General features: G+C 58.1%; 21 protein-coding genes and 1 pseudogene. 11 read left to right on the top strand and 11 right to left on the bottom strand.

Annotated elements, in window-relative coordinates; all coding sequences use genetic code 11:
• Positions 1 to 344 precede the first annotated feature (344 nt).
• The 5 genes and pseudogenes from ACFIQF_RS19385 to ACFIQF_RS19365 form a co-directional block, all read left to right on the top strand.
• Positions 345 to 467 (top strand): annotated as a pseudogene (locus ACFIQF_RS19385) (transcriptional regulator domain-containing protein); the annotation flags it as partial.
• Positions 468 to 560: 93 nt separating this feature from the next.
• Positions 561 to 1,226 (top strand): hypothetical protein, encoded by a 666-nt coding sequence (locus tag ACFIQF_RS19380; protein WP_393945300.1) that lies wholly within the window; start codon positions 561 to 563, stop codon positions 1,224 to 1,226.
• Positions 1,227 to 1,341: 115 nt separating this feature from the next.
• A complete protein-coding gene (locus tag ACFIQF_RS19375; RefSeq protein ID WP_393945280.1) occupies positions 1,342 to 1,716 on the top strand; it encodes a hypothetical protein in 375 nt (124 codons plus the stop codon).
• Positions 1,717 to 1,768: 52 nt separating this feature from the next.
• Positions 1,769 to 2,299, top strand: coding sequence for a hypothetical protein (locus ACFIQF_RS19370; RefSeq protein ID WP_393945279.1), 531 nt, complete (start codon positions 1,769 to 1,771; stop codon positions 2,297 to 2,299).
• A gap of 152 nt (positions 2,300 to 2,451) precedes the next feature.
• Positions 2,452 to 3,591, top strand: coding sequence for a phage/plasmid replication protein, II/X family (locus ACFIQF_RS19365; protein ID WP_393945278.1), 1,140 nt, complete (start codon positions 2,452 to 2,454; stop codon positions 3,589 to 3,591).
• 59 nt (positions 3,592 to 3,650) lie between these two features.
• Here the strand turns inward: ACFIQF_RS19365 and ACFIQF_RS19360 are convergent, their stop codons facing one another.
• Positions 3,651 to 4,751: a cation efflux transmembrane domain-containing protein gene (locus ACFIQF_RS19360; protein ID WP_077446928.1), complete on the bottom strand. Its 1,101-nt coding sequence runs from the start codon at positions 4,749 to 4,751 to the stop codon at positions 3,651 to 3,653.
• Positions 4,752 to 4,806: 55 nt separating this feature from the next.
• On the opposite strand from ACFIQF_RS19360, the gene cadR reads away from it, so the two are divergent.
• Positions 4,807 to 5,226, top strand: a complete 420-nt coding sequence (gene cadR, locus ACFIQF_RS19355) for a Cd(II)/Pb(II)-responsive transcriptional regulator (RefSeq protein ID WP_010791743.1) — start codon at positions 4,807 to 4,809, stop codon at positions 5,224 to 5,226.
• Between the two features lie 22 nt (positions 5,227 to 5,248).
• Here cadR and tnpC read toward each other — a convergent pair whose 3' ends face one another.
• From tnpC to ACFIQF_RS19325, 6 genes are all read right to left on the bottom strand, one after another.
• Positions 5,249 to 6,799, bottom strand: a complete 1,551-nt coding sequence (gene tnpC, locus ACFIQF_RS19350) for an IS66 family transposase (RefSeq protein WP_031757192.1) — start codon at positions 6,797 to 6,799, stop codon at positions 5,249 to 5,251.
• Between the two features lie 76 nt (positions 6,800 to 6,875).
• Positions 6,876 to 7,229 (bottom strand): IS66 family insertion sequence element accessory protein TnpB, encoded by a 354-nt coding sequence (gene tnpB, locus ACFIQF_RS19345; RefSeq protein ID WP_393945277.1) that lies wholly within the window; start codon positions 7,227 to 7,229, stop codon positions 6,876 to 6,878.
• On the bottom strand, positions 7,205 to 7,600 hold the full coding sequence (gene tnpA / locus ACFIQF_RS19340) for an IS66-like element accessory protein TnpA (RefSeq protein ID WP_006217728.1): 396 nt from the start codon (positions 7,598 to 7,600) through the stop codon (positions 7,205 to 7,207). Before tnpA ends, tnpB begins: the two co-directional genes overlap by 25 nt.
• Positions 7,601 to 7,773: 173 nt before the next feature.
• Positions 7,774 to 8,766 carry a dienelactone hydrolase family protein gene (locus ACFIQF_RS19335; protein ID WP_393945276.1) on the bottom strand — a complete coding sequence of 331 codons (993 nt, stop codon included), beginning with the start codon at positions 8,764 to 8,766 and terminating at the stop codon, positions 7,774 to 7,776.
• Between the two features lie 11 nt (positions 8,767 to 8,777).
• Complete coding sequence (locus ACFIQF_RS19330; protein WP_393945275.1) at positions 8,778 to 9,818, bottom strand: dienelactone hydrolase family protein; 1,041 nt, start codon at positions 9,816 to 9,818, stop codon at positions 8,778 to 8,780.
• Between the two features lie 34 nt (positions 9,819 to 9,852).
• Entirely contained in the window at positions 9,853 to 10,992 is a 1,140-nt protein-coding gene (locus ACFIQF_RS19325; RefSeq protein ID WP_393945274.1) for a hypothetical protein, read from the bottom strand.
• 110 nt (positions 10,993 to 11,102) lie between these two features.
• Between ACFIQF_RS19325 and ACFIQF_RS19320 the strand changes: the two genes are divergently transcribed.
• Positions 11,103 to 11,510 (top strand): helix-turn-helix domain-containing protein, encoded by a 408-nt coding sequence (locus tag ACFIQF_RS19320; protein WP_393945273.1) that lies wholly within the window; start codon positions 11,103 to 11,105, stop codon positions 11,508 to 11,510.
• 17 nt (positions 11,511 to 11,527) lie between these two features.
• On the opposite strand, the gene ACFIQF_RS19315 is transcribed toward ACFIQF_RS19320, so the two are convergent.
• The 4 genes from ACFIQF_RS19315 to ACFIQF_RS24620 all read right to left on the bottom strand — a co-directional run bounded on the left by ACFIQF_RS19315 (position 11,528) and on the right by ACFIQF_RS24620 (position 14,013).
• The gene (locus tag ACFIQF_RS19315; RefSeq protein WP_393945272.1) at positions 11,528 to 11,977 is read right to left on the bottom strand and encodes a hypothetical protein; all 450 of its coding nucleotides are present in this window, start codon (positions 11,975 to 11,977) and stop codon (positions 11,528 to 11,530) included.
• Complete coding sequence (locus ACFIQF_RS19310; RefSeq protein WP_393945271.1) at positions 11,974 to 12,711, bottom strand: hypothetical protein; 738 nt, start codon at positions 12,709 to 12,711, stop codon at positions 11,974 to 11,976. The genes ACFIQF_RS19315 and ACFIQF_RS19310 overlap by 4 nt, the downstream gene beginning before the upstream one ends.
• A gap of 1 nt (position 12,712) precedes the next feature.
• Positions 12,713 to 13,102 carry a type I restriction endonuclease subunit M gene (locus ACFIQF_RS19305; RefSeq protein WP_393945270.1) on the bottom strand — a complete coding sequence of 130 codons (390 nt, stop codon included), beginning with the start codon at positions 13,100 to 13,102 and terminating at the stop codon, positions 12,713 to 12,715.
• Between the two features lie 140 nt (positions 13,103 to 13,242).
• The gene (locus ACFIQF_RS24620) at positions 13,243 to 14,013 is read right to left on the bottom strand and encodes a hypothetical protein (protein WP_431193948.1); all 771 of its coding nucleotides are present in this window, start codon (positions 14,011 to 14,013) and stop codon (positions 13,243 to 13,245) included.
• 690 nt (positions 14,014 to 14,703) lie between these two features.
• Between ACFIQF_RS24620 and ACFIQF_RS19295 the strand changes: the two genes are divergently transcribed.
• The 4 genes from ACFIQF_RS19295 to ACFIQF_RS19280 are packed head-to-tail and all read left to right on the top strand — an operon-like array spanning position 14,704 to position 23,216.
• Complete coding sequence (locus ACFIQF_RS19295; protein WP_393945269.1) at positions 14,704 to 16,461, top strand: DUF262 domain-containing protein; 1,758 nt, start codon at positions 14,704 to 14,706, stop codon at positions 16,459 to 16,461.
• On the top strand, positions 16,461 to 18,854 hold the full coding sequence (locus tag ACFIQF_RS19290; protein ID WP_393945268.1) for a type I restriction-modification system subunit M: 2,394 nt from the start codon (positions 16,461 to 16,463) through the stop codon (positions 18,852 to 18,854). Before ACFIQF_RS19295 ends, ACFIQF_RS19290 begins: the two co-directional genes overlap by 1 nt.
• Complete coding sequence (locus ACFIQF_RS19285; protein WP_393945267.1) at positions 18,854 to 20,233, top strand: restriction endonuclease subunit S; 1,380 nt, start codon at positions 18,854 to 18,856, stop codon at positions 20,231 to 20,233. Before ACFIQF_RS19290 ends, ACFIQF_RS19285 begins: the two co-directional genes overlap by 1 nt.
• Complete coding sequence (locus ACFIQF_RS19280) at positions 20,220 to 23,216, top strand: type I restriction endonuclease subunit R (protein ID WP_393945266.1); 2,997 nt, start codon at positions 20,220 to 20,222, stop codon at positions 23,214 to 23,216. The genes ACFIQF_RS19285 and ACFIQF_RS19280 overlap by 14 nt, the downstream gene beginning before the upstream one ends.
• Positions 23,217 to 23,232: the final 16 nt, after the last annotated feature.

The raw sequence follows: 23,232 nt of genomic DNA, 5'->3' as shown, positions 1-23,232 counted from the left end.
TATGCATCGTTAGATGCATGGTGGCAACACAGGCTGGAAACAAAAAACCCCGCTATGCAAAACATAGCGGGGTTTCTTACTGTCGTGGTGCCGGAGACATGAATCGAACACGCGACCTTCTCATTACGAACTCCAGCACTAACTGTTTCCAATTGCTGCCAATTGTTGTCTTCACTCTAGACGGCGTGATTTTAACAGCCCGCAACAATCGGGATTTATGCCGAAATTTGGCAGCAACTGTGACATAGCTGTGACGCGGAGGACGCCCCCAACTAGGCATCAATGCACATTGATGCCGGCTCTTTCGGCATGAGCAAAATTTGGCTACGGTGCTAACAATTGCAATGTTCCAAATGAGGCAAAGCATGGCTGGAAGAACCAAAAAAGTACCCAAGAACTCCAGAGAGCTCTCACCTCGTCAGTGGGCATGGGAGTTTCTACGATTCAACCCTGCGTATCGCGCGGCCTACGCCGAATGGATAAGTCTCCCTTTGTCTGTGCGAGATCTGAAGAGGGCAGCTGGGGGAATGCCCTTGTTGGCATGCCCACCGGAAACCTCTATGTCGCTATTCTTTTCTCAGCCTGAGGCATTAAACGGAGAAACCGTAGGAGATTGGATTATCCGGACTGAAGAGAGTAGGCGTGAAGGCTGGTCTGTAGGCCATGCACCCTCCGTCACTCCGCAAGCGCAGTTTGGGATCAGTAAGTGGATAGACCCTGAAATAACCCCGTTGCCTAAAGCTGATGAGAATATATTTGGTAGATTGACCGTAGATGTCTTCGCTGAATTGAATGATCGAGAACATCCACGTCAAAAGCCTCTGGCCGTTACTGTGGTTGATATTAAAAAAACTGAGGTGGTAGTGAAAATTGATGTTTTGCATCCTATAGGTTTTTTGAATGAGTCTATTCGTCAAATTGTTTTGAAGCAGAGAGAGTTGCTTCAGCGAATAGGCATTACATCCCTGGATTCATACGAAGGCGTAAAGTCGTTTAATCCCGCTGGTGTGTATGAAGCCTACGTAAAAATTCTTCAAAGAATTAAAAATGGTGAGTCAAAGCATGAAATTATCCATGTAACTCCAGAAGGAGAGCGTGTTGCTTCATATGACTCATATGCGGTCCGTACAAAAAAGCAGTACCCAGTGGCGTTGGAGCTTAGAGATGAGGGCTATAGGCACATCGCTTATTACGACGATTTCATTGGGCAGGTGAGGGGTGCGTAGGGCCGGGAAAATTTAGTAAAGCATCCTTTCCCTTGGAGACATTGGCAGTGCTGGGCATCATTGTCAAAGGTTGAGCAAATTCTCTCAACCACTACCGATGTATCTAAGGAGCTTTATGAATTCACATTTCTCACCTGGTGTAAGTGCGGGATATGAAAGTGCGTTTGCCAGATTTTTGTCGAAGAAGAGTTTTAGGAGCGTTCCGTCCAAGATCGAAAAAGAAATCTTGACGGAATTTCACGGCGGCTCTGAGGGTAAAAAGTGGCTCTCAGTTCAGCAGCTTTCTTTGAAACACCCTGTCTTTACTGAAAATTCTCTGCGTGCATTGATATTTGCATCCAAGCCTCGATTGCGTGCGCGTGGCAAGGGTGGGGATGACGTTATTCCAGGCAATGGTCTTGCTCACGCAATTCGCAAAGTAGGTCGTCGAGTCCTGATCGACGAGCTTGCTTTCATGGAGTGGGTTGACTCTCGTCCCACTGTCAAATAAATCACTGGTTTCATATCTATTTGATCCATGCTGTGCATGGACTGGAGAAGTCATGTCTGAAATTAATGGAAATACCGAAAAAAATATGTCATCAATCAATGGTTTGCAAGTCTGCTTCACACCTTCTGCAACTGCTAACAAAATGGAGCATGTGGACCTGCAGCCTTTCGCTGCAGATAAAACACTGTCGATCCACAAGTTCTTGAAGCTGTACGCAGAGCAAGCCGAATTCCGCGCGCATTTCCAGATCATCGACTTGGCACAGGTTTACATCAGCGCCGAAGCCAAAGCCGCTCTGCGCCGTTGTTACCTGACTGAAGCGTTCTTGTTGGACAAGTTCGGGGCTCACTACGCTAAAACCTTGCTCACCGTGGGCACGCGCGGCAAGCTGAAAGGAGTGACGTATTTGAATCCTGAAGCGAACGTCTACCGCCACGACACCGAAAACGGACTTGAGATCATCGTTACCGGTGTTAGTGGCGAGCGCGGAGGCAAGACTGTCCGTGAGGTCCACATCACATCCGGCCCGCGCACCACGCAGTCCGAACAGCCCTCTTCGGCTGAAGTCGCGTCGTCGCTGTAAATACCGAGAAAGACAAATTGCATGGTTGCGGCGCCGTCCAATCCCCCTGAGACCACATCGACGCAACTGTGCACTGAGCAATTAGCTAAGTAGAGCTATGGAGATGACTATCACTATTGGACAGGTGTGAACTTGATTGCTCAGAAATGAGAGTGAAAGCACGCCACAACAACACCATGATTGACTATTTCGACATAACCATAAATGGCGATGACTTTCCGGAAATTGGAAAGGCCGTCATGACACATCACCCCGGCGGAGCCAAAACCAAGTCGTTCACTGAAGTCAAAGTATGCGCTGACAAAGAGGCTCCGCACTTCTCTGCGCGCGTGGAAAACGGTGCAGAACGCATGCGGTTTTCCGGCTCGCCAGCGCTGTGGCTGCAAGGGCACAACGGTATGGGTTCCAACGACTTTACGGGGCTGGTCAAAGCTTCCGTACTGTTGGTGTTTGAGACCCTGAAAATAGCATGTCCTGCATCCGTTATGGATGCACTTAATACCGGCAACTATGCCGTCGATGAAGTGCATGTGGCAGAGCACTACGCGATGCCGCAGGGCTTGATCCCTCGGCTTTGCGACAACATCCGCCGTTATGCCGATCCAACTCTTGAAGCGATTCCTATCCGGCCTGGAATGGGAGTCCGTCTACACCCGAACTCGCGTGATCGACAGATTCTCATCTACAACAAGCACCACTACTTTTTAGATGGCCTGGTAAAGCACAAACGCAAGCTATTGGGCCGCATGCCAATGGACTTTGATCGCGTTGGAACAAACCTGTATTTCGACCATATGCTTGAGCAGTTTCTTGCGGAGGGTGCGCGAATCGAGGCCCGGCTCAAGCGCTGTCTCAAGAACAAGAACCGCCTTTTCAATCATGGCTCACTCTGGCATCCGGAGACCGCTCGCGCGCTACATCTTGAGACGGTCCAGGCAATCCCTTTGCAAGACTTGCCACCTTTGGACAAGCGGGAGCTTTTGCTACAGACTGCCAAACTGGAACATCGCACGTTGATAGCATTGTGGCTGGATGGTCGTCGCCCCATGGACTTCTGCAGAAGCCCATCCACTTACTATCGCCGCCGCCAGGAGGTACTCCAGCAGTACGGCATTGATCTGTCGATTCCGGCCCTGCGCGACGACGCTATCAACTGGGCTTCGATAACCAATCCTGCAGCCATCATGGAGCCGCCAGACTGGGCGGTGGAGAGCGGCTTTGTGTATGAGCCGAGCCGCTGGATTGGCTGGCGCGATGCCACTCAAAACGAGCGTGCATGGCTTCGTGCGTAAGGTAAGCGGCCGGCCATCCCACCTTGGCTAGGCATCGGTGTGGGATGCCGCTAGATTGGCTATCGGAGGTTCAGGATGCGCCGGGCACCGCTGAGCACTATCAGCGCAATGACTGCGCCAATCACGAGGTCAGGGTACGAGGAGCCCGTCCAAGCGACCAAAACACCAGCGACTATCACCCCCGCGTTTGCGATCACATCATTCGCAGAAAAAATGTAGCTTGCCGTCATGTGGGCGCCCCGATCCCGCTTCTTGGCGATCAGCACCAGGCAGGTGACGTTGGCGATCAATGCGACCAGCCCGATACTCATCATGAGCATGGACGCCGGCTCACTTCCCACAACTGCCCGCCGAACGACCTCCAAAAGCGCGCCAAGCGCAAGCACGACTTGCAACCAACCAGCGATGTGCGCTGCCTTCATCTTCAAGGCGGCGGCGCGGCCCACCGCATAGAGCGCCAGTCCGTAGACCGCCGCATCGGCGAACATGTCAAGCGAGTCCGCTATGAGACCTGTGGACTGGGCGATCAGGCCAACGATCAACTCAAAGACAAACATCGCACCGTTGATAGCGAGCAGCAGCTTTAAGGTCCGAGCCTCAGAGGCATTCCCCTCTGCGTCTGGGGCCGTAGACTCGTCGCTTTGCACGCTGTCCAACACTTGCGCGCCGAGGTTGAGAGGGATGAGACGGCCCAGCAGCTCTTGCGTACTTCCCCCATGCTGCACGGTGAGTACACGGTCCTTCAGATCGAAGTCCAGTGCCGCAACAGCCGACGCATCGGCCAGCGCCATCCGAATGAGATTCTCCTCCGACGGGCAATCCATCTTCGGCACGGAGAAACGCGTCTTCCACTGCCCGCCTTCGGTGCGCCTCTCGCTTGTCAGCAGAACCGCACCCAAGTTCAGGGGCGTCAGCTTCTGGGCGATCCTGGCGGGCTCGCCCGAGTGCACCACCCGGAGCTGCCGATGGGCCAGATCGAAGGTCATCGGCCCAACCCCGGTCAGACCACCCAGCGCCATGCGAATGAGGTTCTCCTCGGAGGGGCAGTCCATTCCCGGAACTGAAAATGTGCTCTCCACGGAAGCAATGGCGCTTGGGGCCTCGTCGACCGTCTGCGAATTGCAACTGCTCGAGCAGCTACTGCTTTGACATGTACTCATGTCCCGTATTAGAAACCCTCAAGTAGCTGTAGAGTCAAGCGGTAGGTAGGCAAATATGAAAATCGGTGAACTATCGTCATTGGCAGGGTGCTCCGTTCCCGCGGTGCGCTTTTATGAAGCAGAGGGCCTTCTGCAGGCGCCCCTGCGGGCCGCCAACAACTATCGGCAATATGGCCAACAGCATGTCGACAGGTTGGCCTTCATCGTTCGGTGCCGCTCGCTGGACATGTCGCACGACGATATCCGGGCTCTGCTGCAGTTGCAGGACGACCCCGCCATGTCCTGCGACGAGGTCAATGCCTTGCTAGACGATCAAATGCGCTTGGTAGAGCAGCGAATCGCCGAGTTGCAGGCGCTGCGCAAGCAACTGCGTGCCATCCGCAGTACCTGTGCGGGAGGGGTATGCGTTGGCGATTGCGGTGCACTTGAATCGCTGCGCAGCGCCACTGGGGCAAGCTGGCCAACCGTTCGCTGAGCGGAGCCTCAAATAACGACATTCAGCTCGGTGCGAACCAACGATGCGGTAGCAACTCGTGAACCAGGCTAACCCGTTGCGTCGGCAAGCGAGCCAAAACGTCCTTGAGATACGCATAGGGATCATGCCCATTGAGTCGTGCTGACTGGATGAGCGTCATGACGGCTGCTGCCCTCTGACCAGCTCGTAGGCTGCCCGCAAAGAGCCAGTTGTTGCGGCCAATGGCAATCGGCCGAATCTGGTTCTCGATCCAGTTGTTGTCCACGGGCAGCTGTCCGTCATCGACGAACCGGGTCAAAGCCTCCCAGCGCCGCAAGCTGTAGTCCAGCGCTTTGGCGCTTGCCGAGCCTTCCGGCACCTTCTGGCGTTGCAGCACCATCCACTGGTGCAAGGCATCAAGCAGCGGCTTCGTTTGTTGTTGCCGGATGGTTTGGCGCTGATCGGTCGCAATCTCCTTGACCTCACGCTCGATCTCGTAGACCCGCGCGAACTGCTGCAGCGCGACCTCGGCGATCTGGCTTTGGTTCGCCGCGTGCAAATCGAAGAACTTGCGCCGCGCGTGCGCCAGGCAGCCGACCTCGGTCACACCACTTGCGATCAAGGCCTTGTAGCCGCTGAAGTCGTCACAGGTGAGGCTGCCTCTCCAGTCGCCCAGGAAGCGCCGGGCGTGTTCGCCCGAGCGCGATTCGCAGAAGTCGTAGACGACCGCCTTGATGTTCTCGAAGGCGCCCGTGGCATAGGCCCATAGGTACGCCCGGTGCGCCTTGCCGTTGCCCGGCTTGAGCATGGACACCGGCGTCTCGTCGGCATGCAGCACGCGGCGCTGCAGCAGCTCTGTCCTCATGGCGTCAACCAGTGGCTGCAACTGCACGCCACACGAGCCCACCCATTGCGCCAGCGTGGAGCGGGGGATGGCTAGGCCGGCGCGGCCGAAGATCGCTTCCTGGCGGTACAGCGGCAGGTGGTCGGCGTACTTGGCCACCAGCACTTGCGCCAGTAGCCCAGTGGTAGGGATGCCTTTGTCGATGATGTGAGGATCGACAGGCACCTGGTGAATCGTCTCGCACTGGGCACAGGCCCACTTGCCCCGGATGTGGCGCTCCACCGTGAACACGCCGGGCGCGTAGTCCAGCTTCTCGGCCACGTCCTCGCCGATGCGCTTCATCTGGCAACCGCAGGCGCAGGTGGTGGACTCGGGCTCGTGGCGGATCTCGCGCCGCGACAGGTTGGCCGGCAGGGGTGCGCGTTTGGGGACTTGCTTGTCTTGGCGGCCTGCCACTGGCGGCGTGGCCTGCTCGATCTCATCGGCCACCGCCTGCAGGTCCTCATCCAGCGATTCATCGAGCAGGCTCTTCTGCTCGGCGCTGAAGCGCTCCGACTGTGCGGCGAACTTCATGCGCTTGAGCAGTGCGTTCTCGTGCGTGAGCTTGTCGATCTGCGCCTGCTTGAAGACCGCCTCTTGGCCCTGGCGTGCGATCACGCCGTCTCGCTCGGCCAGCTCACCCATCAACGACAGCAGGGCCGCTCGCATCTGCTGCGGCTCCAGGGTGTCAAGGTGGTCTGCGGTGATCACGGGAGAAGATGATGCGGCTAACATCACATTCGCGCATCGGTGCAAGCGCTGATTGCCTGGCCAACGACCGGAGCACTCAAAGTACAGTGATGACTCCAGCCTCGCCGACGTTCTTCCAGGGCAGGCCCAGCACGAGCGCATCGAACTGCGTTCGGCTGAGTGTGGCGGTGGTGGCGACATCGCGCGGCCAGACGAACTTGCCGCTATTCAGGCGCCGGGCCGCCAGCCAGACACCGATGCCGTCGTGCACCAGCACCTTCATGCGGTTGGCTCGTCGATTGGCGAACAGATAGGCGTGGTGTGGGCGCGCTGCGCCAAAGACAGCCACTACCCGGGCGAGCGCCGTCTCGGTGCCTGCTCGCATGTCCAGCGGCTCGGTGGAGAGCCACAGCGCATCAATGCGGATCATCGGAGCCAGTCGCGCAGCCACGCTGCACATGACGCTGCATCTTCCAGGGGCCAGTTCACGGTGACTACGCTGGCGCTGCGCCGAACATCAACGCGAATCGCACGCGACACGGGCGGCGAGCTGGTCTCGGTTGCTGGGAGCTGTTCAACTGGTGGAGGCAGATTCAGCGCAACGAACTCATTCCGGGGCGCTGGCAACAGGGAGTCTGCTTGCTCGCGCATCCAGCGATGAACGATGTTGGCGTTGATTCCGTGTGCAAGCGCTACGCCGGCCACTGACGCGCCGGAGACCTGGCATTCGGCCACGATCTGGCCTTTAAGTTCCGGGGAGTAGTAGTGCCGCTTGGGGCGCTGGGCGATCGTGTCGTTCGCCATAGTGTGCGTGATGTTCATCGTGCACACGATGCCTCGACACTGGGTCTATCTCAAGATGGGATTGCCGGACGCTTACTGCGTAAGAAGCTGGCTGGTGGTTACGGTGCTTGAAACCGCCAGCTTTTCTTGCAAAAACGCATCTGGCGACGCTACTTTTATTCGCCATACCCCGAGCTGGGGCACAACTTTGATCACGGTAGGTGCCGCTCGATAAAAGCAAGAATTTCGCTGCGCATGATTTCCGTGTACTTGTTATTGCGGCAGACCGGAAACTGGTTGTACTTGTTCAGTGCCTTGGAGCAGTCTCCGTCTACCCCTGGCTTGCCGATGCCGCCACTTGGTGAGTCCCAAGAGTGAGTCGCGCCTTCAAAGTTGGTCCATTTCTCAACGCCTTTGAACACCTTCTCAACATTGCACTGCGACAAGGGTGTTGCCGAGTCATTCGTGCCGGTAAACGCAATCACAGGCGCGACGTAGTTGCCAAGAGGTGGGGCAAACTGCTTGTCTGTGGTACCGCTGGGGGATTTCCCAAAGATCGACTCTTTGACATAGCAGTTGGGGTACAGCGATGCACCGCCCACCAGCAAGGATTTCACCTCACCGCTGAGGTTGTGATTGCTGAAGGCTCGCAGCACTGTCCAGCCGCCTTGGCTGCCACCGATCACGAAAGTCTTCTTCGGATCAGCGCCTTGGCTTTGCGTAAAACGCGCTGCTGCGATCAGATCAAGCACGCGCATGTTGGCACCGTACTCCGTCCACGCGAGCCAGTTCTCCGACTTTCCGCGCGACCAGTAGGAGTCCAAGATCAGCACGTTGGCCTTGAGTTCTTTGCGAAGCCAAACTGCCATATCCACGTTGGCCGGAGACACACCATGTCCGCCGTGAACGAGGATGACGGTAGGACGGTCAAAGACTTTTCCGAGTTGTGGCGACCAACTGGAAATCAGCTTTCCTTTTCCATCGTAGGAGGGCACATTGGCGGAGAAAAGATTCATGCCGTAAGCCGCCATGGGCCGCTCCAACTCCCAACCGTTGGGTCTTTCTGGCGCGAACTGAACAGTGATAGCAGGCTGAAACTTCTCCACAGGGATCACATCGTCGTTTGCATAGCTGCTTACCGAAGTCAAGCCGAGGGCAACCAGGGTGGCTAATCGACAAATAGCACTTTGAAATCGTTCGGTCATACGAGCTTTTTTCATTGGACACTTTTCAGAAAAGCCAGAACATCTTTGACAGCTTGCTCTCGCGCTTTTTCGTTACTTTCCACAGTGACCCAGGACGTCTGTCTGCACTTTGGTACGTAGGCATTCCATTCAGCGTTGTCCGTAAAGGACTTACCAGAATACTTGTCATGTGCCGGTCCCCAACTGCGGTCGTTGGCGCCATAGGGCATTCGCACATCCATGGAGCAGAGATTGAAGTTGCCTTCGTTGTGTTTCTTCCAGGGCATATTGAGGCGGTCGAAAACGTGCGTTGCACCTGGATAGACCTTGTAGCTCACTGGATTGCCTGCTGCGGCGTACTCCTCCGCCAACTCCATACAAGGCTTCGGCAAGGTCATGTCATCCTTCTCACCCAGCACCATGAAGATTGGCGCGGGTAGCTTGCCGTGGTGGTCCACTCGGTAGCGCATATTGCAGCCGGGATAGACCGCCACGCCACCAGCCCACTTCACATTGGCGGGAAGCACATGCTGCTGGTATGTCGGCCATGCAGCATCCAGCAAGGCTTGCCCGCCGCGCGACCAACCCATGTGGAAGATGCGACTACTGTCGATCTGCGGATGGGTTGCCAGCAACTTGAGGGCATACAGGGCATCCGTGGTGTTGGCTACGGTATTCCAAGTCAATTGCTTGGTGGGGCCGGTCACGCGGTCCTCTCCACGCGGCTTGAAGCTATCCACGACAAACACGGCATATCCAACGTTGTTCAGTGCTTTGGCCCACACATCGAAGTACAGGCTACTCACGCCCTCACTGCCGTGCGAGAAAACCACGGCAGGCACTTTGCCGTTGCTTACTTGGGGCGGCATCAACAGATCACCGTAAACCGTCACTTCAGGGCCCAAGCGACCTCGGATCAATGCCCATCGGTGATCGGGCGTAGAAGAAGTGAACTCGATGCGGCCGGTTTGACCGCCACTCAGGTCTGAAAGGGGTGCCGCTGAAACTGCACTTACACAACCAGCGACCGTGAGCGCCGCAATGGACGATCCGAACCAAACGTTTATTGTCATTCTTGACCTTGTTTTTCGTATATGTTGAAGCGACTCAGGGCAGCGACAGTCCCCGTCCATCTAAGCTCAGCCCCATCTTTTGAAGCTGCGCTGGATCGATGCGAGACATACCACCCCCCTGACAACGCAGATCAGCAATGCGCTTGCCGCTCTGCTCCACCACCACTCCCTTGCGTCCATTCTCACCGTCACCGGCATAAACGACATAGCGATAGTTGCCCTTGTCGAATGACAGGAAGTTCACAGCAGCGCCATCTTGACCGACCTGTGAGCCACGCTGGAAAGCTGAAGCCGCACCAGTTCCAGCGCTCGGATACTCCATCTCCACTGCGCCTTCCAGCGGTGCTATCCGGTATGTCAACTGCTCATTGTCACCAGCGCGGCCAGTGCACACCGAGGCGCGCTTCTTGCCGGTGGAGCACGCAAAGATCGGGGTCTCAGCAGCCGTGCATAGGTGCGGCACGGTCACAGCCGGAGCAACAGCTGTCACGTTGGCTGGCGGAGTGACCGGCGCTGCAGCGGGTGCCATATTTGCAGGCGCTGGTACAGCTGCAGCTGGCGAAGGCTGGGCGACTGGTGAAACCTCTGCTGGAGTTGGCTCCGCTGGCTTTGCCTCGGCTACTGGCGGAGCTTCACCGGCAATCTTGGCAATCTCAGCATCGCTCTTGTCGAACACCCGGAGCATCGCCAGGTCGTGGAACAGCCCCATGAATGCCAAGTGCCCCGTGAGCTTTACCAGAATCTCTTTGCTGTCTTCAGTACGCTGGACGGTGTAGGTCACATTACCCTTGACCGTGTTGCCATCCAACGCGGCGCCTTGAGGCTCATACGTGCCGCGCAAGTGGTTGAGCATCCGTTGATCGGTAGGGATGGCGTCTTGCGGCATCACCGCCGTCAGGACCGCTGAGCAGGTCTTCTTCCCTGTCGATTCGTCGCTGCGAGTAGTGGTGATGGACTCCACCGTGACTTTGGTGTTCTTGCTGGTGATCTGCACGCTGCGCTGACGCTCAGGGCTCATGCTGGCATGCTCTTTGTCAAAGCTCTGCTGATAAATCTGCTGGACCAGCGACACCGTAGCCGGATCGGCGCAGGACGGCGCTTTGTCACCGCATGCGGCCAGCAAAACCACGGACGATGCCGCCAAGGTCGCGGCAGTAGTTCTTTTGGTATTCATTTTTTCTTCCTGTTGGTTGTAAGAATTTGTGCCTCTCAAGGATCATTCTGGCATGCAATGTTCCTTATAAGACGTTTCCTTGGTAGGCACATTTCGAGAGCCTGTGGAGCATGTCACGAACTGCTCCACAGAAACAAAGCACTGCCAGCGAGACGCCTGTTCAGCGCCGCCGCAAAGTACGGCTCATACCGAATGCCATCACGTTGGCGATTGGTCAGAACCTACGAAGCTTCCGTGAAGAGCGCGGCATGACGCAGTTGGAGTTGGCAATGAGTGCCGAAGTGGAGCGCACTCGGGTGTCCAAGCTGGAGCTGGGTCTGGTGAATCCGAGTGTTTTGACGCTGGCCACCATCTGCCACGTGCTGGACATCACCCTGGCTGATCTGTTCGGCGGTATTCGGCTGGCACATCCGCCCACCACCGAGGGCGGGACACTGCGCCGCGCCAATCAAGCGGTGCTCGACAAGAAGCCAGCAGCCAAGCGCACCAAAGCATCCAAGAAAGCGGCTACCAAGTAGGCGCGGATCGGCTCGTTTCAGCCGTTCACGACCACTGTCAGTCGCAGTTTGTCCACCAATGCCGGGGCAGGCGCTGCAGCAAACCACAGTTCAGAACAGGCTGGCACCGCGCTATGGAACGAGCTGGATACCACCCTGCACTGATCCAGATGCAAGCCGCAGCCGCCGCGCAGTACAACGATGACAGTCGATGGGCGTTCTGGTGAAACCTGCTGTGCGGTAGTCTCGATGCTGTCATGGAGCATGGTTCGCAGGTCGCAGTGATGGCCGGTAGCGACATGACTCCATGTGGACCGCCCCCAACGCGCCACTACCGCGCTCAGATCGCCCCAGTCCAATGCTGGCATCGCGTCCGGCTCTGTTGCCGCCCACAGATCGTCAAGAACCCTTTCCGAGTACACGACCGAAGGAGTTGGCATGCACACCAGAGCCAGCGTCCGCAAACATTCGCGCCGGTTCAGTGTCATGACGTTCTCCGTACACGTATGGCTGCGAGCAATCGCACTGCTTCGGGTTGCCAAGACTCAGACTCATGCATCCAGATGATCATCTTCTGCTTGGGCTCTTTATGCCAACCAGGCTTGGCACGACGGCTACCGGGGCCGGCATCTGGCAAACGCAGCCGTGCGTTATGCGCGTGGAAACATGGCTCCGCTCCACCACTGTCCAGTAGCAGGATGCGCTGCGGAAAGTGGCTTTGACCGACCACCAAACCCTCCACACCTACCGCGAGAGCCCAGTGCTTGGTGCGGTGATGCTTGACCGAGGCAAATGCAATGGCGACCAGATCGCCTTGCATGAGCCATTTGACGGCGGGGGCATCTACATCGTGCTCAATGCAGTAGCGAGCGGTGAGTTCGAGTGGCAGTCCGAGGCTGTTTACTGCATCCGTCCAGTCTTTGGGATTGATGCCGGTGAAGTAGTACGAACTCAGCGCGCGCCATACATCCGCTGCTACACCATGCTTGCGCCGTGACATATCGTGCAGTGCTGACGCCTTGGCAAGTCCAAGAATCACGAGCAGCATCGCCAGCATGTGAGTCCCGCAGGATGCGTCCAAAACCGACTGCTGCATGAATACCGGCACCGGCTCTTCGCGCTTCTGTTGAACGGTGAGCGCATGGCCGGTTTGCAGCGCCGCATGGATGCGCTGAAACGTATAAGACGGCTCAGCGCGCTTGGATGAGACGGCTTTGGACATATCAATACTCATCCGGACGAAGTAGCGTAGTGACGCTGCGGTCGGCTTCAGTGATGATCCAGAGCGTTGGCAGTGACGAACGCTTGTCTCTGGGTGTCGCAGCAAGTCGTTCCGCATCGACCAGCCGATAGCAGCTCAGAATCCGCAAGCGGCGGGTGACGGCGTAGTCGTTTTCTGCGCGGTCTTCGTCGCATATGTCACCCCAGTCACATTGCACATGGCGGCGGCACAGGGCAGCAGCGCTGAAGCCGGTTTCTTGCAGCAGTTCCAAAGCGCCGGGCGTGGCAACGATTTGGCCCAGCGGAAACTTAGCGGTGTTGGAGTAGATGACGGTGGCGACGGTAGGTGCAGACGAAGACAAACTCGATGTGGATTCGGGTGTAGTGGTCATGGGAATCTCCATAGGTAGGGAACGAAACAAAACTGAAAAACAAACGGGCACGCTTAGTCCTCCGCGAACGATTGGCGGATAGAAGAGAAGCGAGAGAGATCAGCGAGGCTGCAGAACAGCAGCCGGAGAGAGACAGGGCCTCAGCGAGAGGCTGGCAACGAAACTTGCGCCAGACAGAGCGCTGTCAGCAAATCCGAGTCCGAGGCGTATGGCTGCTCGATCCAGTCCGCAAATTGGTCGGTGGCCAACAGACAGTCGCTGAGCAGTGACGGCATCGAACCATCGCTATCGATGCCATTCAGAAAGCCCCAGGTGTGCAACCGGCGCGATGCCATGGCATCTCGTACAGCGTCGATCGGCATATCGCACAACAGTGCAAGCACGTCGCAGCCGTATGTGGCGTCACGCAATGGGATGGCTGGCAAGATCGCACGGCCAAAACTCCGGATGCAGTAGGACCACAGTAGCCACTGCAACTCGAATGGCGTGAAGTTCAGCAGCCGCGCTAGTTTGTCCAGATTCGTACCGATGCATGACTCCGTTTGCGGTTGTGATGGCTCCAAGGCAGCCAGCCCACTGGCCAGTTCTACCGGGTCCGCTGGGATCGACAAATCAACGTGGTGACCGTCCGCATTGACCATCAAAAAACCCGGCAGGTCGCCATCGAAAATGGGCTGCTTTTCGTATCCGAGTTCACGCCAGCATCTGTGCTCGATAGCGCGACATTCTCGGATCAGGTCTTGGCCATCCAACAAGCGGGGCAGAGCTACCCCAATGCGATGCAGGAGGCGGCTCATGTGATGGCGGCAGAAGGCTGCATTTCCTAGGGCATAGGCTGCTCCGTTGCGACTGCACGGGTCAAGTCCGGTTGCATCCTTTTCCGCGCTGCCTGGAGTCAGGTCATTGGTCATGGGTTACTCCGGAGTGAAAGCACACCTATTGGCCCATTCGGCGGATTCCTCAAGTCAGGCTTTTGAAGTCTAAAAGTGGGCTCACAGTGGCCGTTCAAACCCGATGAGACCAGGGCATGGTCAAACGCAAAGAAGTGTGGCGGGGGTGCTCTAAAGTCGGCTGAATCAGGCGCTGTGGGGTGGTGCTCAAAGGCCCGAAATCGTCGCAAATCGGCCGAAACTGATTAAAACCACAGTAAACCGTCAAAAAAACTGTCTTTATGCAGAAAACGGCATATTTTGTCTTATTATATACCAATAAGCATATAATAATGCAACTTTTGACCGTATTTCACGCTTAAACATCTGTTTTCGGCATAAATTGGTCCATCTGTGGTCATTTGGTGGAGCCTCAGAATGCCGCCACGGCTCTATGGCTGCGCAAAGACTTCTGTAGCTGCGTCAAAAATGGAACATTTCTTCCTTTGAAAGCATTTGTTTGTTTCGATGCGCTTCGAAGTTGTCCGCAACTAGTACGCAAAAACTCATAACGTTCAATCATGTGGGCGGCTCAACCACAGCTTCGAGGAAGAACAGTACCGCCTATCGCTCAGCTACTCGCCAGCGCGATATGGTGTTGAGAACGCATAGTTGGCTCCAGGTTATCGAGCCCCGAGCATCCCAAAAAAACGGTAATAAGAAATAAACAAGATGGCAAAGACACTTGAAGCGCACGACAAACTGATCCGCGAGATTTTCGAAGGCAGCTACCAGTTCGAGATTCCGGACTACCAACGCCCCTACGCCTGGACGACCGAGCAGGCTGGCGAGTTGTTCGACGATCTGATCTCGGCCATGCAGGACGCACGCATCTCCGGCGCAACCAGCCAATACTTCCTCGGCAGCATCGTGCTGATCAAGAACGACCGGGAGCCGAAATCATCCGTCGTCGATGGCCAGCAGCGCCTGTCCACGCTGACGATGCTGTTCGCGGTGCTGCGCGAGGCCATGCCGCACGCCGCCGACGACATCACCGACTTCCTCTACAAGAAGGGCAAGGTAAGCCTCGGCGAAAAGAACGAGTACCGCATGACCGCCCGCGAGGAAGATGCCGACTACTTCCGCGCCAATATTCAGGAGCCGGGCGGCATCGCGCAATTGGTCGCCAGCACCGACAAGCTGGAAGACAGCCGTCTGCGCTACCGCGAAAACGCCACGTTGCTACTGGGTAAGGCCAAAGCGCTGCCACCCGCAGACCTGATCGCGCTGTGGCAGTTCCTCGCCAACGACTGCTCGCTGGTCGTCATCTCCACGCCCGACCTTGAAGCCGCGTACCGCATCTTCTCCGTGCTCAATAACCGGGGGCTCGACCTCGCGCCAATCGACATCCTCAAGGCGCAGGTGCTCGGCTTGATCCGCACCACGGCAGGCGACACCAAAAGCCGCGCCTATGCCAAGGAATGGAGCCGCATTGAAAACTCACTGGGCCGCGACGCCTTTGGCGACCTGTTCGCCCACATCCGCACCATCTATGCCAAGCAGAAACAGCGGGCCACGCTGGTCAAGGAATTCCAGGAGCACGTCACCGAGTACAAGGCTCCCGTCGACCTGATCGACAATGTCATCAAGCCCTACGCCGAAGTGTGGGACTTCGTGCGCGCCGCCGACTTTGAGGCCACCGAGCACGCCGAGACGATCAATGAGCACGTGTCCTGGCTCAACCGCGTGGAATTCAAAGACTGGGTGCCCCCGGCACTGGTGTACTTCAAGCGCTTCCGGCAAAAGCCCAAGCTGCTCGCAGAATTCTTCCAGTCGCTGGAACGGCTTACCTATTTCCTGCTGGTCACCAAGGTGGGCATCAATGAGCGCATCGAAACCTACGCCGCGCTCACCAAGGAAATCGAACCGGAGACCTTCAAGGGCGAGCTGGCCGAGCTCACCACGCTGGCACTGACTGACGCGCAAAAGCGCAAGTTCGTCGCGGCACTCGATGGCGACGTTTACGACGATCTGCCCAAGGCACGGATGGCGCTGGTCTTGCGCCTTGAGTCCTTGGTGCGGTCCCCGGGAGTGCAACTGCAGAACGCCGTGTCGTTGGAGCACGTGCTACCGCAAACACCACCGGATGGCTCGGACTGGCTCCAGTGGTTCCCCGACCAGAACGAACGGGGAGCCTGGACACACCGCCTGGCCAACTTGGTTCCGCTTGACCGGAACAAAAACTCTTCCGCCAGCAACTACGACTTCGCCAAGAAGAAGAATGTGTACTTCAAGGGCAAGGGCACTGCGTCACCTTTCGTTCTGACGCAGGAAGTCCGCTCGGAAGACAAATGGACACCGGCGATGCTGCTTGAAAGGCAGAAACGTCTCGTCGGCGTGCTTGAAAAGCATTGGAGCCTTGCGCTGCCACCAACCGATTCAGTCAGCACAGCGGCTGACGCCACAACAGCTACGCAAGGGCAAGTTTGATGAAACCCGTAAAACAACAAGACCAAAGCAACCTGAAGTGGGTCGCCGACTTCATCTGGAACATTGCCGATGACCGCCTGCGCGACGTGTACGTGCGCGGCAAGTACCGCGACGTGATCCTCCCCTTCACCGTACTGCGGCGGCTCGATGCCGTACTGGAATCCACCAAGCAGGCGGTGCTGGAGCGCAAGAAGTTCCTCGACACGCACAAGGTGGCCGAACAGGACGGTGCACTGCGCATGGCCGCCGGGCAGGCGTTCTACAACACCTCCGACTTCACGCTCGACAAGCTCAAGGCCAGCAGCGCGGGCCAACGTCTGCGCGACGACTTCATCGACTACCTCGATGGCTTCTCACCCAACGTCCAGGAAATCCTGACCAAGTTCAAATTCCGCGACCAGATTCAAACGCTGGTCGATGCCCACGTTCTCGGCTATCTCATCGAGGACTTCCTCGACCCCGAGGTCAACATCTCGCCCTTGCCCGTCAAGGATGCAGACGGCCGCATCAAGCTGCCTGCGCTCGACAACCACGGCATGGGCACGGTGTTCGAGGAACTGATCCGCCGCTTCAACGAAGAAAACAACGAAGAGGCGGGCGAACACTTCACCCCGCGCGACGTGGTCAACCTCATGGCCAAGTTGCTGTTCCTGCCGGTGGCCGACCAAATTCAGTCCGGAACCTACCTGCTGTACGACGGCAGTTGCGGCACCGGCGGAATGCTGACAGTGGCCGATGAGGCACTGCAGGAACTGGCCGCGAGACACGACAAAGAAGTCTCGATTCACCTGTTTGGGCAGGAGATCAACCCCGAGACCTACGCCATCTGCAAGGCTGACCTGCTGCTCAAGGGCGAAGGCGACGAGGCCGAGAACATCGTCGGCGGCGCGGACAAGTCCACGCTGTCGGCCGATCAGTTCCGCTCGCGTGAGTTCGACTTCATGATCTCCAATCCGCCTTACGGCAAGAGTTGGAAGACCGACCTCGACCGGATGGGCGGCAAGAAGGAGTTCAGCGACCCGCGATTCATCGTCAACCACGGCGGCGATGCCGAGTTCAAGCTCATCACCCGCTCCAGCGACGGGCAGCTGATGTTCCTGGTGAACAAGCTGCAGAAGATGAAGCACAACACGCCGTTGGGCAGCCGCATCGCGTTGGTGCATAACGGGTCGGCGTTGTTCACCGGTGACGCGGGCCAGGGCGAGAGCAACATTCGCCGCTGGGTGCTGGAGAACGACTGGCTCGAAGCCATCATCGCCCTGCCGCTCAACATCTTCTACAACACCGGCATCGCCACCTACATCTGGGTGCTGGCCAACAAGAAGGCCGCGCATCGCAAGGGCAAGGTGCAACTGATCGATGCCAGCCAGTGGTTCCAGCCGATGCGGCGCAACCTCGGCAAGAAGAACTGCGAGCTGGCGGAAGCGGACATTGACCGCATCCTCAAGCATTACCTTGACCAGCCGCCCGCCGATGCGGACGCAGCGAAGGCGGTGCCCGAATGCAAGTGGTTCGACAACGCCGACTTCGGCTACTGGAAGATCACCGTTGAACGCCCGCTGCGACTGAAAAGCCAGCTCAAGCGCAACGCCATCGAAAGCCTGCGCTTTGCCACCGGTGACGAGGCGCTGCGCAGCGAGATGTACGCCAAGCACGGCGACAAGTTGTACAGCGAATTCGCCAAACTCAAGCCCGAAATCGAAGCGTGGCTGAAAGGTGACGACGGCGACGAGGACGGCGACGACGAGTCGGACGACGAAGACGCCAAGCCCACCAAGAAAGCGGTGCCGGAGAAGCGGCGCAAGAAGCTGCTCGACCCGGCGACGTGGCTGCGCGACAAGATGCTGCTGGAAACAGCCAAGCTGGCACAGCAGGAACTGGGCGAAGGCGTTTTCGACGACCACAACGAGTTCCGCACGCGCTTTGACGCTGTGATGAAGACGCACGGCAAGAAGCTGGGCGCGCCCGAAAAGAAGGCCATTTGCAAGGCGGTGAGCTGGCGCGACGCGTCGGCACCGCCGGTCATTGCCAAGCGCAGCAAGATCAAGGCGGGCGACCATTTCGAACCCGGCTACGACGGGGCGTACCTGGAGACCGTGGGCAAGGATCGCTTCATGGTCGAGTACGAGGCCGACACCGACCTGCGCGACACCGAGCAGGTGCCGCTCAAGGAAGCCGGTGGTATCGAGGCCTTCTTCGTGCGCGAGGTGCTGCCCCACGCGCCGGATGCGTGGATTGCGATGGACGCCACGAAGATCGGCTACGAGATTTCGTTCGCACGCTACTTCTACAAACCGACCCCGCTGCGCACGCTGGAGCAGATTCGTGCCGACATTCTGAAATTGGAAGAACAGACCGACGGCCTGCTGCACAAGATCGTGGGAGCTGAGTGATGGCAGCGGCGAACGCTTACCCTAGCTACCGCGCGGCGCGAATGCGCTGGTTGCCACCCGTGCCAGAACATTGGAACGAGCAACGCGCCAAGACCTTCTTCCGCGAGGTGGATGAGCGCTCCAAGACCGGACAGGAAGAACTGCTCTCCGTGTCGCACCTGACCGGCGTCACGCCGCGTAGCCAGAAGAACGTGACGATGTTCAAGGCTGCGAGCTACGTCGGCTCCAAGCTGTGCCAGCCTGGCGACATCGTGATCAACACCCTCTGGGCGTGGATGGCCGCGCTTGGCGCGAGCAGGCACGTTGGCATCGTCAGCCCAGCCTACGGCGTGTACCGGCCGCACTGCGCCGACAGCTTCAACCCGGCGTATCTCGACTACCTGTTGCGTACCCGCGCTTACGTGGCCGAATACATTGGGCGCTCGACGGGCATCCGATCTTCGCGCCTGCGCTTGTATCCGAACCAGTTCCTCGACATAGCACTGCTGCAACCGCCGCGCCCCGAGCAAGACCAGATCGTCGCCTACCTGCGGGCGCAGGACGCCCATATCGCCCGGCTGATTAAGGCCAAGCGCGATCTAATCCGCCTGCTCACTGAACAGAAACTGCGCATCATCGACCACGCCGTCACGCGCGGCCTCGATGCTTCGATCGCTTTGAAGCCATCCGAAATCGAGTGGTTGGGGGATGTACCTGAGCATTGGGAACTTCACCGTTTGAAGTTCCTCGCCAGTAACACCACAAACCAGACCTCCACAAAGGCTAACGACGAAATCTATCTGGCAATGGAGCACGTCCAAAGCTGGACAGGCGTGGCGCAACCGCTCGAAGGCGAAGTCGAGTTTGCCAGCACGGTGAAGCGGTTTGTCGCTGACGATGTGCTGTTCGGGAAGCTCCGCCCGTATTTGGCAAAGGTGACACGGGCGAAATGCAATGGCGTGTGCGTGAGCGAGTTCCTTGTGCTGCGGTCGCGCAAGGAACTCGTCTTGCCTGCGTATCTTGAGCAGCTACTGCGCTGTAAGCGTGTCATTGACCTGATTAACAGCTCGACGGCGGGGGCGAAGATGCCGCGTGCCGATTGGACGTTCATCGGCAATGTGCGGCTCCCGGTTCCTAGCAAGGATGAACAGGAGGCAATCCTGTCGCACATCGAGTTCGAAACAAAGGACTTGGACGAGGCCATCGTTCGTGCCGAGGACGAAATGAAGCTGATCCGCGAGTACCGCGACCGGCAGATTGCCGATGTCGTCACGGGCCAAGTGGACGTGCGCGGCTGGGTGCCGGGGCCCGATGACGTGGTAGCCGAGGAAGACTTGGCCGCACTGGGCGGCGACGAAGAAATCGATACCGATGGGGAGGAAGACGATGGCGACGACTGACACCAGCGAGAAGGGGTTGGAAGCCCTGATCGTCCGCGACCTCTGCACCAGCGGCGGCTTTGTTCCCGGCCAGCCCACAGACTACAACCGCGACGTGGCGGTGGACGTGGTGCAGTTGCTGGCATTTCTGCAGGCCACCCAACCCACGGTGCTCACCGCGCTGGGACTGGGCAACGAGGGCATCAAGCGCACGCAGTTCCTGCACCGCGTCCAGGGCGAAATCGCCAAGCGCGGCGTGGTGGATGTGCTGCGCAAGGGCGTCAGCCACGGCCCGGCGCACGTCGATCTGTATAAGCTGCTGCCGACACCGGGTAACACCAGCGCCGCCGAGAACTTCGGCAAAAACATCTTCAGCGTCACCCGGCAACTGCGCTATAGCAATGACGAGTCGCAGCGTTCGTTGGACATGGCCATCTTCATCAACGGCCTGCCGGTGCTGACTTTCGAGTTGAAGAACTCGCTGACCAAGCAGACGGTGGCCGACGCCATCACGCAGTATCAGACCGACCGCAACCCGGACGAGTTGCTGTTCCAGATGGGGCGCTGCGTGGCGCACATGGCGGTGGACGATGCCGAGGTACGGTTTTGCCCGCACCTCACCGGCAAGAACTCGTGGTTCTTGCCGTTCAACCAGGGCTGGAACAGTGGCGCGGGCAACCCGCCCAACCCGCACGGCTTGAAGACCGACTACCTGTGGAAGCAGGTCTTGCAGAAGGACTCGCTGGCCAACATCATCGAGAACTTCACGCAGGTGGTGGAAGAGGAAGACGAAAAGGGCAAGAAGCGGCGCAAGCAGGTATTTCCGCGTTTTCACCAACTGCGTACCGTCCGTGCCTTGCTGCGCCGCGCCCGCGAGGATGGGGTCGGCAAGCGCTATCTGATCCAGCACTCGGCGGGCAGCGGCAAGAGCAACACCATCGCGTGGCTGGCCCACCAGTTGGTCGAGATCAAGACCACCGCCGATGCGATGCAGGCCCAGTTCGATTCGGTCGTCGTCATTACCGACCGCCGTGCGCTGGACACCCAGATCGCCCGCACCATCAAGAGCTACGACCACGTGGCATCGATCTTCGGCCATTCCGAGGATGCCGCCGAGCTGCGCACCTTCCTGCGCAAAGGCAAGAAGATCATCGTGACGACGGTGCAGAAGTTCCCTTTCATCCTGGATGAGCTGGGCGACCTCGGTAGCAAGAAATTCGCGCTGCTGATCGACGAAGCACATTCCAGCCAAGGGGGCAAGACCACGGCCAAGATGCACATGGCCTTGTCGGGCGCGGCGGGTGACGATGAGGATGACGACGAATCCGTCGAGGACGCCGTCAATAAGCTGATCGAGTCGCGCAAGATGCTGCCGAACGCCAGCTACTTCGCATTCACCGCCACGCCGAAAAACCGAACGCTGGAGTTGTTCGGTGAGCGCTACGTGGAAGGTGGCGAAGTGCGGTACCGCTCGCCGGAAGAGCTGACCTACACCACCAAGCAGGCGATTCAGGAGGGCTTCATCCTCGACGTGATTGCGAACTACACCACGGTAGACAGCTTCTATCACGTCGCCAAGACGGTGGAGGACGACCCGGACTTCGACAAGGTGCGAGCGCTGAAGAAAATTCGCCACTACGTCGAATCCCACGACAAGGCCATCCGCAAGAAGGCCGAGATCATGGTCGATCACTTCAACGCGCAGGTGGTGGGCAAGCAGAAGATCGGTGGCAAGGCGCGCGCAATGATCGTCTGCAACGGCATCGCACGGGCCATCGATTACTACCGCGAGGTGTCGGACTACCTCGCCACGATCAAAAGTCCGTTCAAGGCCATCGTGGCGTACTCGGGCGACTTCGAAATCGGGGGCGTCAGGAAAACCGAATCCGACCTCAACGAATTCCCGAGCAAGGACATCCCGTCCAAGCTCAAACAAGACCCGTATCGCTTCTTGATCGTCGCCAACAAGTTCGTCACCGGCTTTGACGAGCCGCTGCTGCACACGATGTACGTGGACAAGCCGTTGGCGGGCGTACTGGCGGTGCAAACGCTGTCGCGCCTGAACCGCGCCCACCCGCAGAAGCGCGACACCTTCGTGCTCGACTTTGCCGACAACGCCGAGGCGGTGAAAGTGGCTTTCCAGGACTACTACCGCGCCACGATCCAGACCGGCGAAACCGACCCTAACAAGCTACACGACCTGAAAAGCGATCTCGATGCCAAGCAGGTTTACAGCTGGCAGCAGGTTGAGGACTTGGTGGCGCTCTACGTCACCGGCGCTGATCGGGACAAACTCGACCCCATCCTCGATGCCTGCGTGGCCGAGTACATCGACAAGCTGGACGAGGACGGGCAAGTCGAGTTCAAGGGCAAAGCCAAGGCCTTCGTGCGCAGTTACGGCTTTCTAGCGGCGATCCTGACCTACGGCCACCCAGCTTGGGAAAAGCTGGCGATCTTCCTGAACTTCCTGATCCCAAAGCTCCCCGCGCCGCAGGAGGAAGACCTCTCCAAAGGCGTGCTGGAAGCCATCGACATGGACAGCTATCGGGTGGAGGCGCAGGCGTCACTGAAGATGTCGATGGACGATGCGGATGCGCTCATCGAACCACCTCCTCCCGGTGGCGGCGGTGGTGGCGGTACGCCGGAAATCGACAAGCTGTCAAACATCATCAGAGCGTTCAACGATATGTTCGGCAATATTGAGTGGAAGGACGGCGACAAGATTCGCAAGGTCATCACCGAAGAGATTCCTGCCCGGGTCGCGCAGGACAAGGCCTACCAGAACGCGCAGGCCAACTCCGACAAGCAGAACGCGAAGCTGGAACACGACAAGGCGCTGAATCGCGTGGTGCTGGAGCTGATCTCCGATCACACGGAACTGTTCAAGCAGTTCAGCGACAACCCCAGCTTCAAGCGCTGGTTGACCGATATGGTCTTTGATTCGACGTATCAGCCGGGTGCGGCGCCACCGAAGGCCCCGCCACAGCCGGGGGCGTCGGTATGAGAATGACCACGTGGGA

Source organism: Comamonas trifloxystrobinivorans (genome assembly GCF_043359985.1).
GTDB classification, from domain to species: Bacteria; Pseudomonadota; Gammaproteobacteria; order Burkholderiales; family Burkholderiaceae_C; genus Comamonas; species Comamonas trifloxystrobinivorans.
The sequence above is the reverse complement of the archived record's forward strand: the minus strand, read 5'-3'. Positions and strand labels throughout refer to the sequence as shown.

What these genes read in the sequence shown, in the direction of transcription:
- ACFIQF_RS19310 (WP_393945271.1), bottom strand. Translation starts at nt 12,711, where the DNA reads ATGTCCAAAGCCGTCTCATCCAAGCGCGCTGAGCCGTCTTATACGTTT.
- ACFIQF_RS24620 (WP_431193948.1), bottom strand. Translation starts at nt 14,013, where the DNA reads ATGACCAATGACCTGACTCCAGGCAGCGCGGAAAAGGATGCAACCGGA.
- ACFIQF_RS19330 (WP_393945275.1), bottom strand. Translation starts at nt 9,818, where the DNA reads ATGACAATAAACGTTTGGTTCGGATCGTCCATTGCGGCGCTCACGGTC.
- ACFIQF_RS19335 (WP_393945276.1), bottom strand. Translation starts at nt 8,766, where the DNA reads ATGACCGAACGATTTCAAAGTGCTATTTGTCGATTAGCCACCCTGGTT.
- ACFIQF_RS19320 (WP_393945273.1), top strand. Translation starts at nt 11,103, where the DNA reads ATGTCACGAACTGCTCCACAGAAACAAAGCACTGCCAGCGAGACGCCT.
- ACFIQF_RS19315 (WP_393945272.1), bottom strand. Translation starts at nt 11,977, where the DNA reads ATGACACTGAACCGGCGCGAATGTTTGCGGACGCTGGCTCTGGTGTGC.
- ACFIQF_RS19360 (WP_077446928.1), bottom strand. Translation starts at nt 4,751, where the DNA reads ATGAGTACATGTCAAAGCAGTAGCTGCTCGAGCAGTTGCAATTCGCAG.
- ACFIQF_RS19285 (WP_393945267.1), top strand. Translation starts at nt 18,854, where the DNA reads ATGGCAGCGGCGAACGCTTACCCTAGCTACCGCGCGGCGCGAATGCGC.
- ACFIQF_RS19290 (WP_393945268.1), top strand. Translation starts at nt 16,461, where the DNA reads ATGAAACCCGTAAAACAACAAGACCAAAGCAACCTGAAGTGGGTCGCC.
- ACFIQF_RS19280 (WP_393945266.1), top strand. Translation starts at nt 20,220, where the DNA reads ATGGCGACGACTGACACCAGCGAGAAGGGGTTGGAAGCCCTGATCGTC.
- tnpA (WP_006217728.1), bottom strand. Translation starts at nt 7,600, where the DNA reads ATGAACATCACGCACACTATGGCGAACGACACGATCGCCCAGCGCCCC.
- ACFIQF_RS19305 (WP_393945270.1), bottom strand. Translation starts at nt 13,102, where the DNA reads ATGACCACTACACCCGAATCCACATCGAGTTTGTCTTCGTCTGCACCT.
- cadR (WP_010791743.1), top strand. Translation starts at nt 4,807, where the DNA reads ATGAAAATCGGTGAACTATCGTCATTGGCAGGGTGCTCCGTTCCCGCG.
- ACFIQF_RS19380 (WP_393945300.1), top strand. Translation starts at nt 561, where the DNA reads ATGTCGCTATTCTTTTCTCAGCCTGAGGCATTAAACGGAGAAACCGTA.
- ACFIQF_RS19295 (WP_393945269.1), top strand. Translation starts at nt 14,704, where the DNA reads ATGGCAAAGACACTTGAAGCGCACGACAAACTGATCCGCGAGATTTTC.
- ACFIQF_RS19370 (WP_393945279.1), top strand. Translation starts at nt 1,769, where the DNA reads ATGTCTGAAATTAATGGAAATACCGAAAAAAATATGTCATCAATCAAT.
- ACFIQF_RS19325 (WP_393945274.1), bottom strand. Translation starts at nt 10,992, where the DNA reads ATGAATACCAAAAGAACTACTGCCGCGACCTTGGCGGCATCGTCCGTG.
- ACFIQF_RS19375 (WP_393945280.1), top strand. Translation starts at nt 1,342, where the DNA reads ATGAATTCACATTTCTCACCTGGTGTAAGTGCGGGATATGAAAGTGCG.